This window comes from Pseudarthrobacter sp. fls2-241-R2A-168, assembly GCF_030209335.1.
Lineage (GTDB): Bacteria > Actinomycetota > Actinomycetes > Actinomycetales > Micrococcaceae > Arthrobacter.
This window is the reverse complement of the sequence record NZ_JARVSG010000017.1, coordinates 82,024-95,427: the sequence shown is the minus strand read 5'-3', so window position 1 is coordinate 95,427 and position 13,404 is coordinate 82,024. Positions and strand designations below refer to the sequence as shown.

The 13,404-nt window shown below is 58.7% G+C and carries 12 protein-coding genes; 3 read left to right on the top strand and 9 right to left on the bottom strand.

All coding sequences use genetic code 11. From position 1 onward, the window contains the following. Positions 1-119 precede the first annotated feature (119 nt). Complete coding sequence (locus QRN11_RS12465; protein ID WP_285251222.1) at positions 120-836, bottom strand: SOS response-associated peptidase; 717 nt, start codon at positions 834-836, stop codon at positions 120-122. A gap of 274 nt (positions 837-1,110) precedes the next feature. On the opposite strand from QRN11_RS12465, the gene QRN11_RS12460 reads away from it, so the two are divergent. Further along, positions 1,111-2,088, top strand: coding sequence for a hypothetical protein (locus QRN11_RS12460; RefSeq protein ID WP_285251221.1), 978 nt, complete (start codon positions 1,111-1,113; stop codon positions 2,086-2,088). A 71-nt stretch (positions 2,089-2,159) separates the two neighbouring features. Here the strand turns inward: QRN11_RS12460 and QRN11_RS12455 are convergent, their stop codons facing one another. From QRN11_RS12455 to QRN11_RS12425, 7 genes are all read right to left on the bottom strand, one after another. Next, positions 2,160-3,356, bottom strand: a complete 1,197-nt coding sequence (locus tag QRN11_RS12455; RefSeq protein ID WP_285251220.1) for a DUF4238 domain-containing protein — start codon at positions 3,354-3,356, stop codon at positions 2,160-2,162. Beyond that, positions 3,353-6,226, bottom strand: a complete 2,874-nt coding sequence (locus QRN11_RS12450; protein WP_285251219.1) for a DNA methyltransferase — start codon at positions 6,224-6,226, stop codon at positions 3,353-3,355. Before QRN11_RS12450 ends, QRN11_RS12455 begins: the two co-directional genes overlap by 4 nt. 78 nt (positions 6,227-6,304) lie before the next feature. Then, positions 6,305-7,243: an AbiTii domain-containing protein gene (locus tag QRN11_RS12445; RefSeq protein ID WP_285251218.1), complete on the bottom strand. Its 939-nt coding sequence runs from the start codon at positions 7,241-7,243 to the stop codon at positions 6,305-6,307. 487 nt (positions 7,244-7,730) lie between these two features. Further along, the gene (locus QRN11_RS12440; RefSeq protein ID WP_502935029.1) at positions 7,731-8,741 is read right to left on the bottom strand and encodes a DUF8370 family protein; all 1,011 of its coding nucleotides are present in this window, start codon (positions 8,739-8,741) and stop codon (positions 7,731-7,733) included. A 506-nt stretch (positions 8,742-9,247) separates the two neighbouring features. Continuing rightward, positions 9,248-9,502, bottom strand: coding sequence for an endonuclease VII domain-containing protein (locus tag QRN11_RS12435; RefSeq protein WP_285251216.1), 255 nt, complete (start codon positions 9,500-9,502; stop codon positions 9,248-9,250). A 226-nt stretch (positions 9,503-9,728) separates the two neighbouring features. Then, complete coding sequence (locus QRN11_RS12430; protein WP_285251215.1) at positions 9,729-10,460, bottom strand: endonuclease VII domain-containing protein; 732 nt, start codon at positions 10,458-10,460, stop codon at positions 9,729-9,731. Then, positions 10,457-11,083 carry a recombinase family protein gene (locus QRN11_RS12425; RefSeq protein WP_285251214.1) on the bottom strand — a complete coding sequence of 209 codons (627 nt, stop codon included), beginning with the start codon at positions 11,081-11,083 and terminating at the stop codon, positions 10,457-10,459. The genes QRN11_RS12430 and QRN11_RS12425 overlap by 4 nt, the downstream gene beginning before the upstream one ends. A gap of 195 nt (positions 11,084-11,278) precedes the next feature. On the opposite strand from QRN11_RS12425, the gene QRN11_RS12420 reads away from it, so the two are divergent. Further along, on the top strand, positions 11,279-11,989 hold the full coding sequence (locus QRN11_RS12420; RefSeq protein WP_285251213.1) for a hypothetical protein: 711 nt from the start codon (positions 11,279-11,281) through the stop codon (positions 11,987-11,989). A gap of 259 nt (positions 11,990-12,248) precedes the next feature. Next, on the top strand, positions 12,249-12,731 hold the full coding sequence (locus QRN11_RS12415; protein WP_285251212.1) for a DUF4145 domain-containing protein: 483 nt from the start codon (positions 12,249-12,251) through the stop codon (positions 12,729-12,731). A gap of 114 nt (positions 12,732-12,845) precedes the next feature. On the opposite strand, the gene QRN11_RS12410 is transcribed toward QRN11_RS12415, so the two are convergent. Continuing rightward, positions 12,846-13,343 carry a hypothetical protein gene (locus QRN11_RS12410; protein ID WP_285251211.1) on the bottom strand — a complete coding sequence of 166 codons (498 nt, stop codon included), beginning with the start codon at positions 13,341-13,343 and terminating at the stop codon, positions 12,846-12,848. Positions 13,344-13,404 lie beyond the last annotated feature (61 nt).

The window sequence follows — 13,404 nt, the reverse complement described above, 5'->3', positions numbered from 1 at the left end:
CTGAGTGTGGTTAGACGGTACGCCATGCCTTATCTTTCGATGTCTCCACGATTCGCCGTCAATTAGCAGCCCATCAACTTTGTTCCCGCCCTTGGAGTGTCTCCAGCTGGGCGCTGAGTCTATTTCTCCACGGGCTCAGCGGGCTCAATGAGCTCCGGCCCGTTGTTGCGCACACTGTTGACCCGAGGGCTGACAATCCGAGGTGTCAGGGTCGGTTCCGGCAAGGAGTCCAGCAGGTGCTGGATGCCGTCCTTGTCGGTCAGGTCCGGGTCCAACCATTCCGCGAACCGGTCACTCGGAATAATTACCGGGGAACGATCATGGACGTGGCCCAGCGCGTCCTGTGTGGTTGTGGTGAGCACTGTGCAGCTGAGCAGCCACCTTTCCGGATCGTCCTCCGGCAGAGATGGGTCCGCCCACCACTCGTACAGGCCAGCGAAGCCCAGTAAGGGCTCCTTCTCGGAGAACAGGTAGTTCGGGATCTTCTTCCCGTCCTCGGTCTTCTGCCACTCGTAATAGCCCTCGGCGGGGACGATCGCACGCCGCTTCACAGCAGCCTTCCGGAACGACGGCTTCTCTAGGATGCTTTCACTGCGGGCGTTAATCAGCTTGGAGCCGATCTTGATGTCCTTCGCCCAGGACGGGACCAGACCCCAGCGAGCAATAAGCAGATGACGGTCAACCGTGCCCTCATCCAGCCGCTCGGCCACGATCGGCACGCTCTGGGTTGGCGCCACGTTCCAGCTCGGCGGTGGAGGGCTCCCCTCGACCTCTTTGGCCTCAAAGTGGCTCAGAAGGTCCCCAGTGGCCTTGGACATCACATATCTGCCGCACATGATCCCCATTCTGCCCTGCCTGCCAGGAGGTGCGCCGGGAAATGCCCGATCACAATCCGCGCCTCAGCACCACGGTGCCACCCTTTCCCACAGGATGAATCCGCGGCCGCCACGGCAGCGAACACTCGATTCCTAGCCTGCTTCCACGCCCTTACGTAGTCACGGTCTACGTGCCGGCCCTTCGACTTTTGCCGATATGAAGCGGTATTCCGCTTTCCAGCGACGCCGCTAGTAACGTCTCTGGCTGTCGTACGTCCAAGGTAGGGTCACACCCATGTCCCTCACGCGTCATCTCAGCAGTAAGGAATCGCCGATCCGGCAATTCGTCTATGAGAGCGCCCCGCAGCTCGCGTTAGCTGGAACCCGTGGTCGCCGCGGCCAGGAGATTGCCTCGTCGTTCGGCTTCGACGAACTCATTACGCTCAAGGCGCAGCTGCCCATCCCCGAAACTGTAAAGGACCGTCAGAGCCACGCAACCGTTGCAGGCACGGCTCTGGACTACCGCATCCGAATGGACATGCCGGGCTTTGACTTCGTGGAGACGGTGGCTCAAAGAGGACTCGACATCCTTGCCGCGGACACTGCTATCGTCCACAGAGGAAAGCACATTCACAAGGTGCTGGAGATGGCTTTGGGCTTCGCGTATCTCACTTGGAAGGAGAAGGACCGGGACCCATTGAGCCTGGACAGGGCCTCGATTCCCTTGGCATGGTGCGAGAGTATTGCACGGACAGGGCCGCACGAGGCACTCACGGGGGCCCTCGGGCGAAGGGTCAAACGGGCGAAAACCGCCGTCGATCTGATGATGAACATCGAGGACTCGTTGCTCTTGGACATTGCTCTCATGAGGAGGGCTGTCACGCCACTCCTGGATGAGTGGAACCGCGGCATCGAGGGAGGCGTCGACTACGTGCCCAACCCGCGTTTCCTCGGAAGTGTGGCAGTAGGAGGTGCAGACGCTGACTGGGCTGTGGGGGACATGCTTGTCGAGTTGAAGACGAGAGAGGAAATCACCAGCCCCTGGCTCAGGGATACGCTGTTCCAGCTCCTTGGCTACGCACTCCTTGATCTGGACGATTCGTTAGGCATCCGTCGGGTAGGCATCCTGCTCCCCAGGCAGCCCTACTTCGCTATCTGGAATCTCGATGACCTCCTTCAAGAGGACGCAGATGTGGCGCTCCCGCGCTTACGAGCGGATTTTGCTGTCCTGCTGACAGAAGGGAAAACTGCAGCGCGCCCTGCCGGCGCCTAACCGGGACCAAAATTGGAGAGCTACTCGCAGATAGCGGGACCCAGGCTACTTGGCCGGCCCCAGACAGTCTCCTATGGCCATCGCGGCAAAGGCCACTCCGGCGGATGTGGATCACCAGCCCACCGTGACTGCCGGAACAGCCTGATTATCGAAGTGTTAGCTTTGCCGGCCACTCGGTGCTCCACGACTTCGGTCGCCGACGGTAGTGAAGGTACGCGAAGCGCGATTGATGTCCGGCGCTTGGGTCTTTCAAATGCCCAACGTGCGGTATTTGCCAGGACTTCGTGGTTAATTTCGACAATTTCACTCAGCGTCAGTGGAACGAGGGCGTGGGCTGAGGGCCGATGCTGAAACATCACAAGGAGGTTGTCCGGAGCAAGTGGGAACACGACTACTCGGGCGCCGGCTAAACCTGTACGTTCGCCCCGATTTTGGCCTGAGCGACCGATCGGCACCACTGGTTCATCACAGGTCAGGAGTATTGCTGGGGTCCTAAAAACCGCCCAAGATCTTTCGAAAAGGTGCTCAGCAATTTTTGTGGCAGCTTGGAATGCCTGGATGACCTCGGCTGCTTTTTGAGGGCCGACTGTAAGGATGCCGTCGTTCAGGTCTCGGATGAATGTGGCAACTGATTCGATGCTCTCCGATGTGACGGGAAGACCGCGCTCCTTAAGAGTTCGACGGATGCCGGGTTCTTTGAGCTGGCCATACTCGAGCTTGAAGGCATCGTTGGCGATCTTTCTGATCATCGTCCGCGTGCTCTCGCCGCGCACGTATTGAAAGCCTAGGAAGATGGCCAGGTTGCTGCGGTTTTCGTGGGACAGCTCTTCAACCCCCGCGCTTAAAAGGGAGTCGATCGCAACTTTTCCAAGGCTTTCGATATCCGACAACATTGTCTCGGCAAGCAGCGGTGGAAGCTCATCAGGTTCCAGATCGTCCGAGGCGAGGCTGTAGTAATCAGTCCGTCGTGCTGCTTTCTCGGCGGTCGTAATGTACGTCCTGCCTTCGTCGATTTCCGTGACTCTTATTTGGCGGTCATTTGTCCAGCGCCGCAGGTATGAGGCCGGAACGACATGGTGTTTTCGTGGTGGATTCTTCTCGTTTTGTCGGGCACGCGTCATCAGAGCAAGGATGTCCGGGTGGTCACGCAGCTCGGCTACGTCTGCAGCCGTGGTGTTTGTTTCTTTCTCATTCCGAGCACGGTCTAGGAGTTCCGCTAAGGCAGGCGTGAACTCTATGTCCGCTCCGCGGTTGCTTCCAGTGATCACGCTTGAGTCTCTGCATCGGCTCCGGCTGAGTGCGCATCGCTCACAATGCCAAGACTGGACCCGGACGAGCCAGCTGTGAGCTGGGCGTAGCGGTCAAAGAGCCGCTCCTGCCTCTCAAGAAGCGTAGGGGCTTTTCGGAAACCGAAGACGGCGTCAATAGCGCGGTCCAGAGCCTTGTGTGCTGTGACCAGGTCCTGCGGCATCGCCAGCGGGTGATACAGATCCGCAAGGGTAAGACCGGGATGTTTCTCACGGGCTTGAAGCACATTTTTTCCTGCTTCGATAACGCGCGAGCGTTGCAGCTCGGTGATCTCAGACAGAGGAAAATTGTTCCACACAATGGTGTTTGAGAATCGGAGGTCGGACTTCAACCGGCCTCCCACCGTCTTTTGCCAGGTCATGAACATGGCCGAAGATATAACGCCGAAGAGGAACCCATCTATATCCGGCGCGGTGAAAGCTAGATTGCTCGTTACGACGTCCGGGTCAAAACGACCACAGGTCAGATACGGCCGCTGCTCGCTCACAACGGACGGAATACATAGATACGGAACCGAAGGTTGGCGGCGCTCAGCAAAAACGGCTGGTGTGGAGGCGAGTGCTTTTGTTGCGGCCTTGGGGCTTTCAAGTCGGAACCGCCTTACGTTTTCTACCCGCTCCTTCAGAACCTCTGAGCCTCTCAAATCCTGCGCTAAAACTGCCTCCAGCCAGAGGCACCAGCGGTCCCCGCCGTTGATCAGCTCACGGGCACCAACAAATGGCCGCATGTACTTGCCGGCCACTGCATCATTTCTCAAGCTTCGAGCTTCCTCACCTTCGCTGAGGAGGTATCCGCCGTCAGTCGGTTTAGAGCCGTAGACAACTGGAGGAAGGTGAGCGGATAAAGGTTTGCTGCGCTTCTCAACAAGAACCAGCGGGGCGTCCACGAGGTAGGGGTTTATAGCGCGGGAGTCTACTTCAAGGGGTTCTGACTTTGGCGTCTCGTATTCCCACAGTCGGGCTTTGACGGAGGGGTCCTGGTCGAACCCGACAATAACGCAGTGAACAGCTGCTTTTCCGGTTGCTTCCGACGTCCACGCGAATGTCCGGTGGGCAAAGCGGATCCTCCAACCGTCCCGAAGGATCGGCCTAAAAAGGGCTGGGACAGGCTGCCCCTGCGTAATGGAGTTGGTTGTGACAAACCCAAATCTGCCGCCAGGGGCGCCTTTGAGGAAACTGAGAGCTTTTGCGTGCCAGGCGGTTACGTAATCCAGGTAGCCGTCGTAGTCCGCTCCCCAGGCTCGCTTCATGTCTTCGGTCTGCTGCGAAGACTTCGAGTATTGCCCGATAAAAGGAGGGTTGCCGAACACATAGGTGGCACGAGGGCCGGGCTGCGTGGCATCACTCCAATCCACCCCCAAGGCGTTGGCATGGACGATGGAAGCGGCTTCGCGAATTGGCAGAATCGACGGCGGCTCACCTATCTCGCCTAGCCGCTGGGTGACGCGGTGCTGGGTCAGGAACATAGCGGTTTCCGCTATCTTTGCCGGCCACCAGTTGATCTCGATTCCGCCGAAGTGATCTGGTGTTACTTGCAGGCCCCAGGTCGGGTCGAGAGCGTAATCCATTTGTCCGGAAAGCTCTCGGGTTCTGGCAAGGATCCGGTACTCGATGTCTGCCATTTCTCTGTAGGCGACGATGAGAAAGTTTCCACAGCCGCACGCGGGGTCCAAATAGCGGTAGCCACCGAGCTCAGTGCGCAGCTTCCGTAGCTCTCCTGGTGATGTCCACGCTAGCTGGAGGCGCTCTTCGAACTCGTCTAGGAAGAGAGGCCGCAAAACCTTCAGTATGTTGGTTTCGGTGGTGTAGTGCTCACCGTGTGCCCTGCGTTCCTCCCGGGAAGTAAGTCCTTGGAATAGAGAGCCGAAGATGGCCGGGGAGATGCCGGCCCAGTCCAGCTCGCAGGCCGACAAAAGAGCCTGGCGCATTTCCGCCGTGAAGTCCGGGATATCAACCCTGTCAGCAAAAAGTCCTCCGTTGACGTATGGGAAGACTGACAGCAGCGGTGACAGCGTGGCAGAGCGTCGTGCCGGCGGTGTATCCAGTATTTGGAACAGATAAGCGATGGATGGTCCGACGTCGGCTCCGTCGGGGCTGGTGGAATTCTTAAGGTAAGCCTCAAATGAGCCCGGTTCCCATAGGCCGACAGCATCGTCCCCGTAGAGAAGAAAAAGTATCCGCGTCATAAAGATCGCGGCCTGCTCGGATTGGTGTGAGTCCTCGTCCGTGTCAACGTCACCGAGAAGTACTTCATAAAGCGCCGACATAGACCGAGCGGCCTTCACAGATACAGCCTCCCCCTCGCCTTGGCGGCGCCGGGGCGGCGTGTAACCGCCCAGGAAGGCGAAACGCTGAACGTATTTCGGGAGGTCTTTCAGTCGGAAGGAGAACGATGGGTCATCGGATTCCAGGTCATCCAAGGTGATTCTGTCGAAATCACAAGAGACGAGAAAACGAGGGTACTCGTGGTGGCCGATGTCCCCTCCACGCAGGTAATCCTCCGCTTGAGAAACCCCACGCCCTTCATCCTTGCCCAGCGATTTGTGCTCAGCAATCATGACTCCAGGCATGAAAACATCAATGCGCCCTTGGCGCCCGGTTGATGCCCGTTTCGCCCACCGCTCGTAGGAGGCTACTTCCCGCCGAGCTACACCAAAAATGTCAAAGAAGTCATTCCACCAGGACTGAGCCTCCGCGTTCTCTCGCGTTTCGCCCTGCCAGTCCGCTACAAACTTCCGTGCTCGGTTCTGCATTTCTCGCAAGCTCAATGGCTTCTTCGACGGTGCGTGCGGTAACGCCACTAGATTCCTTCCCCCGTAAGTCAATTCCATGACTGTATGCCAGTCCCGCTCTTGGAACGAACAGGCATTCAACCAGCGCCGGGTGGGGATTCTTCATTTTCCCGGTGATCACCCGAAGGCGCCGGAGAGCGCGAGCGTAGTGATGGTTTCTACCGCGCCACTGACGGCTGCGCTAACGGCTGGAACACCGATTCGTTCGGCGATTGCGTTTAGCTTGCCTGCTTTCTTAACCACGTCTCCGGTACTCGGCGTTTCCTGCTGGGTTGCTACCCGAAGTTCCTCGACTGCCGCAATCAGAGCAGATCGGTTCTCATCGTCACCCACGCCCTTTGCCGCGGACTGAGCAGCGTCAAGCAGCCTGATGGCGTCTTCGACACTCAACCCCTCTACATTGGCTTTTGCCTTCGAACCAATGGCAGTAGGACCGCTGGCGGTCTGAATCGTGGTGTTGTACTGCGTCCCGATGTGCTGACCTACAGCTGCGTCCACAGCTTGTTTTCTCGGTAACTCGGTCAGTGGAGTATCTGCAGTCAGGTCGGCAACGACATCGACGAGCTGGGTTCTGATCTGACCTAGAACCCCCGTAAGCACAGAGCCGGGAAGCGAGTAAGACATGCTCATGATCTGCTGGAATGGGCCAAGCTGGCCGTTCCAAATAGTCTGAGCGTAGGCCAGGCCCGTGCTGGAAAAGGAGATCGACGAGCCCCCGGCGAGACTTTCCAGCTCTTCGATGGGCTGACGAAGCGTAAATGACTCCGGCACGCCCTTCTGGGCCTCTACGGGCAATTGGAGCCGATTGAATGTCTGACCTGTGGCCCAGGTATTCCCACTTATTGAGCTAACGGTTATCGGTGGAGAGGGCAGTACCCGATAGCTGGGGACTTCAGCGTCGTCGTCATATCCGGAGAGCTCGTATCTTGCCCATTGCCTCAAAGACTCGGAACCGGTTTCGGCACCGAGCAGCAGACACTTGCGCAGGAGCCCAGCTAAAGGTTCTGATTCGTCCACAATTTGCTCCCTTAAGGAGCCGAGAAGAGTCTTGGTCAATTGAAATCCTTCAAAAAGAAGCCCAGTAAATACCAAGCGAATCTACCGGCTGTCTGCGACATCAACCGCCGCACAGGTGCGCGATCGCCCTCCCCAGTTGTTGAGCCAGATGACCATGGATCGAAGCTAGTCGCTAGCCGCAGCAGGTGTTTGCTGTGCCAAGCTGGGCCCTGTGAACAAGAGTGGACAGCTTCATTCGCCGACGGACGCGAGGAGCACGGCGTCGATTTGAACGCCGTTCTCCAGGGAGCCCGCTTCCCCCGGACTACTGGTCCACGCGAAAGGGCGCCGACCTGACATGCCCAGAAGAAGGCACCGGGGTATGGGTGGACTATCCCTACGGTCGGCCGCTCTAACCAGCCAAGATGAAGAACCGGTGCCCTGTAAAGGATCGCCATCCGCGCTTCGCGATAACAGGAGGGCCTTGGCCCCGAAGGGCTGGGCAGGTCCTCCTGGGGGGACCTGCCCAGCTTTGCAAGGGGCTGGCCTAGCTGGCCTTCGGCAGACCCTTCAAAATGCGGCTGCGGGCCTCGTCTGCATCAAGCGGGACATACGCCTGGTCGACTTCCTGCTGGTATTCCTGTACGTGATTGCTCACGGACATGTCCTTCAGGGTTCGTTCGGAGTTGAACTGCTTGATCTTCGGGTGATCGGCCTTGATTTGCCATTTGTATGGCTTATCGATTTTCCCGTCCGGGGTGATGCTGGTCTGCTCGTCCTGAACCGCCTGAGTCGTGTAGCGGTTGTAGAACGGATTGGGATGCATCAGCGGCTGCCACGTCACCCAGCTCCGGGGAATAAGGACCAGCTGTTTCCCGCCGACGAATGGCAGCTGGCAGCTCTTGGAGACCCAGTCGAATTTCTGGGGATCCCACACCATCAAGTTCTGCGTGGTGGTGGTGGCGGCCAGGGCGGGATATTGGCGCATCATGTCATGCGTGAAGTCAACCAAGATGTCCATGGCCACACGCGTAATCATGTCGGACATAAGGTCCCGGTCAACGCCGTCCAGGAACAGCGGGAGGTGTTCGATCCGGGTCAGCGCTTGTTCCTGGCAAAGGCGGTTCCCAAGTGCGGTCCAAAGTACGCTGCCAAGTCCGTTTCCGAATCCCTTGCCGTTCGTTCCCTTTGCGGAGTAGCCCAACCGGGTCTCCCCGGGTTCACTCATTCGCTGAAGGATGGAAAGCCCTCGGGTCCTGTCAGCAAGTGACGGGCTTTGGCGGAGCTGGATCAGGCCGGTGAAGAAACCTGTCAACTGGGCTTGGGCCCGCACCCCGTAGGGGCCGGCGGCGTTGCGGATGGCGCTGCCATCTGCGAACAAAAGGTTGTCGTTATCCACGTCAACGTCCAAAAACGGGACGTTCGTGGGGAGGGCGTAAATATCTGAAAGGAAGGTCATGATGATCTGCTCACTCCGGCTTTCTAACCGGGGGTTTGAACTTTTTCGCTCCTGACGGCGCCAGAGAACGGGCAGCCCCCGTGTCCCAAAATTAGACACAACGGCCAAGTCCGAGTAAGCTAGATCTATCGCCTGACCAACGATATAGAACCTAGCCCTGCTTGGACTCCTCCACCTTTGGAGGTAACCAGCAGGGCATTCTTGCGTTCCCTAAAACTGGCCTTGCTATTAACTTTAGCACACCTTTTCGGCCCTTGTGCACGACATCGTCGCAGCACCCTCTCAGCAGCCTTCCACGGCCCCTTCCAGGGCTTACCCGGAACGCGGGCAAAACATGTACCGCGCGGTGCGCGTCGGGCCCTCAAATCGCCTTACAGCGCCTTTTGATAACGGAAGCATAGTTACATTGATGTAGTTCTAGCCATACTTTGTCTCGCGTCATCCCCCGCGGGAGACCGCTTGGGCGTCAAGTCCGCCCGGCTCATGGCTGCACGCTGGGACACCTTCCAGAGGTTCAGTAAGCCACCGAACGCAAGGCGCGCGGCGTCAGCGCCAGGCACGCCTGGCGGGGCCCCTCGCTCTCGCCCTTATCGGCCGGAGTGGCGTCACGGAGCCTGGTGCTTGTCGAGGTAGTCCACGGCAGATTCCATCAGGGCCACGTCCTCCCCGAAGTGGCCGATCCCCTGATTGCACCCCTGGCACAGGAGACCTCGCGGCGTACCGGTTGAATGATCGTGATCCACCGCCAAGATCTTGAGCTTCCCGAAACGCATCACCGTTTCGGGTTCACCGCAGATCGCGCATACTCCGCCCTGCAGCTCCAACATCATGTCGTACCACTCGAGGGTTACCCGGTACATGTCCCAAATGTGGCGCCGGCGCTTAGACAACGCGACTTTTTCTGGAAATCGCTTTTTGTACCTTCGTTGGTACTCGGCATTTTTCTCCGGAGTAATGACACGTGCCCGCTGCACTAGGAGCAGACATCCCTTGCACGCGCTATCGAGCCCCGTGGCAGCACGCGAGTTCTTATAGAACTGGTCGACAGGCAGCCACTGCTTGCATATCCTGCACTGTTTCTTGCCATCAACTATCTGCGATGCCCGCACCCTGCACCTCCCATGGTCGATCAGTCAGGTAGGTGACCGCTTTTTTGAGAAGGACGGGATCGTCACGAAGGGCACCCAAGCCGATGTTGCACTGCTGGCACAGAAGCCCTCTTGGCAGACCGGTTGCATGGTCGTGGTCCACCGCGAGCATCTTGATGCCTCCTCCTGAGCTCAGCTTCGACTCGGGCCGTTTACAGATTGCGCATACCCCGCCCTGCTCCGCGAGGGTTACCTCGTACCACTCGGTGGTGACGCCCTTTCCCTTCAGCAGTCCTACTCGTCCGCGGGCCTTCCTGACCTCAGGTGGGGCGCTGTCGCGCCAAGCTCGCTGAAGCTCCCGTTGAACCGCCAGATAGCTCTCTGGGTCTTTTGCCTTGTCCGCATCGCGCTTCGCTCTCTGCTTCGCCGCCGCGCACTTTTTGCACCTGTGGGCGAGTCCGGTCTTCGTCGACTTGTCCTTCCCGAACTCGCTGACGGGCAACACCTTGTCGCACCCCGTGCAGAGCTTCTTCCCGTCGACGACCAGGATTGCGGTGGTCCGGACGGTGGGTACATAGGTCGCCTTAAAGGCCGCGGAACTGCACGACTTGCAGGCACTTGCCAGACCGCTGGAGGTTTGAGAGTGCACGTGAAACTCGCTGATCGGCAGCAACCGGTTGCACTTGCTGCACGTTTTCATGCCGTCTACGACCTCTACACGCTTTCTCAAAAGCTGCTCCTCGAGCTCACTTTAGGTGCCGCCCTCGATCTGGACGTGGCGCTACCGGCGGCCGCGGTTGCACTAAGCGCCCTTGTCAGCGATGAAACGCTAACGCTGATGCGTTCGGCAGTCTCTTTCAGGGTCTTCCCTTCCTTGCGCAGCTGCAGAGCCGTTTCCATCTTCCCTGCCGTAATAACGCGCGGCCGGCCACCGAGACGGCCGCGGGCCTTGGCCGCGGTCAGGCCTGCCTTTGTTCTCTCCGAAAGCCTTGACCGCTCGTACTCCGCGAGGGAGGCGAACATATCGAAGATGAGTTTGCCGTGGGCGCTCGTTGTGTCCAGCCACGGCTCGGCCAGGGAACGGAACCCTATCCCCCGCTGCCCGAGGACAGTCACGATGTCAGCCAGGTCAGCAGTGCTCCGGCCGAGTCTGGTCAGATCGGCGACCAAGAGCACGTTACCGGGCTGCAGGTAGTCCAGGCACTCCTTCCACCGGGCCCTCGCCTGCGTGGCCCCGGAGGCGTACTCCTGAAAGACGCGCACCGCGCCCGCCGCTACAAGTGCGTCAACCTGGGAATCCAGAGATTGCCCTCGCGTGCTGACCCTCGCGTAGCCAATCGCATTCCCAGACATGTCAAAAACCCTCCGTCAACCGTTTTGACTGGTTTTCATTTCGGTAACAAGTTCTGACCAACAATAGAAGGGCACTTCGGGGGTTTGCGGAGGCTCGCCGAGTAGCACGTCAAAAACGGTCGTTTTTGACCACACACACCAATACCTCATCCGAGGACCTGACACCCATCGGCCTCGTCTAATTAGGCTCAGGTCATGACCAATGGCGGAACAACCCAACTACCAACGAGCCGATCCAGGCGATTGCGCCTATACGCAACCATCGCGAAGGTGGCGTCTTACGTCGCGCCGGCACTGGCAACAGTACTTTTGTTTTTTGCCAAGGCTGATCAAGTCTGGTTCGCGTGGGCGGCTGGAGCACTGATTGTCTCGATTGCGCTGCAGATTGGAAAGGATTGGTGGGAGAAGATTCTCAGTGCTCGCAAGGGTCCCGATGCGCGTGCCTTGGACCTCGCCCTGGCCCAACAGGCGCTCACGTCCGTAGGGCAGATGTCAGCTGCGACCTCACGCCAGGCGACGCTTAGTATGTGCCGGCGCCACCTCGTTAGAGCCTTGGCACGGGAATATGACGAATGGGAAGGCTCTGTGGCTACGCTCCATCTGATTCACGAGACAACGTCACCAGGGAAGATATCCGTAGCAATAGGAAAACTGACAGCTCCGCCGCCGCAGCTAGTAGAAGCCATGAAATCGTCCAGTCATGCCATGCTAAGCGCGACAGGGCAAGCGAGGTCCTTCATCTCCGCGCCAGTATCCATGCTGGGATCCACATCGGGAATACTGACTCTTCAAACTTCTGAGACGCACACTCTGTCGTCGAAGGATGTAGAGATCGTGGAGAAGTACGCCACCATGCTCGCCCTCACGTTCGAGGTGGAGCGTTCTTCAAATAGCGGTCGTATTTGACGGGGTTGGTTCCGTGCGATCGGGAAGTGGCGGGGCGACCGAGCGTTGCGCGGAATCGCCGTTTCGTCGAACGTATTCTCTGCCCATCTGCCAAAATTGCTGCATGCCCGAAAATCCTGACTCGCTTCCGACGCCTTCCGACCCAACGGGTCCTTGTCCATGGTGCGGGAGGATCTCGAGCTTCACGGTGGGTGGGCAAACAGCCCTTTCATGGATCACCGGCGCCGGTGGGAGCTTTCCCGACCGTAGCCTTACGGCCTTGACCTGCCAAGGCTGCAAGAAAGGCACTGCCGTTGTAACTGCGAACGGTGGGGAAGGCTTGATGTGGTGGCCGGTGCCTGGGGCCGGCATCTTGGATTCCCAGGTCAATGATGGCGTGGCCTCGGCATACGACGAAGGGATGCGGTCCCTCGCGGTGGGAGCGAATCGCGCGGCAGCGGTTATGTTTCGCTCGGCGCTGCACCTGTTTGTCAAAGACAAGGGCAGTGAAAGGGCCAAGGGAGAGAGGCATCTGAAATCTGCCCTTAAGCACATGAAGAATGACGGTGATCTTCATCGTTCCCTCTGGGAGTGGGCCGACCACCTCAACCAGCTAGGGAACGAAGGCGCTCACCCGGAAGACTATGACGACGTGACCGCAGAAGAAGCGACGGGCCTGGGCAAATTCGTACGGCACCTAATCCGGCATGAGTACGAAATGCCGGCTCAACTCCTCCGCGATCAGGGTTTACTTCAGGATTGATTCAATTCGTACCCTGGACAACAAACTCAGCCTCCCAGGGCCGAGAGCATGAGGTCTAGCGACTGATCCGCGATATCGCCGCCTTAGCAGCCGAACGCGGTCCTAAGGCAGCAACTACCCCTCCTGCGCAGCGGAACGAGCTCCGGGTTGGGCGGCCTTGCGCAAGAGGCGGGCGACCTCAGGGGTCATGGAGTAGCGCTCACCGTCCCAACCCCAGATGTAGTGCCAAGGAGTTCCCTTGGCGGTGGTGTACACGGGAAGGCCCGCGCGGCGAATCGCTTTCCCCACTCCACCGAAGAGGCCAGCCACCCCTGCAGTCCCTTTCGGGTGACCAATTCCATCGGCGATTTCTCTTGGAGGGAAGTGCCTCGTATCGTCTCCGGTTGCTCGTGCCATGAAACGAAGAACTGACTTCCCCGGCAGTGAAATCGCATCCCACAGGGAATCGGCGATTGCTTGAGCATCATCCGCTTGCACCCAGGAGGGGACCGCCCCCGATGGGAGGATTGTGGGCGCGTCGGGATCAGGGACGTCGGCGATGAACTCTCCGAAACGGATGTAAAAGTCTTCGACCAGGCGCTCAGGGACGTGGACGGTAATCGGAATGATCATGCTTTCCTCCCAGGTAGGTTGTAACCTCAGTTGCGTTACGAGCTTCGCCGAAATGATCGCC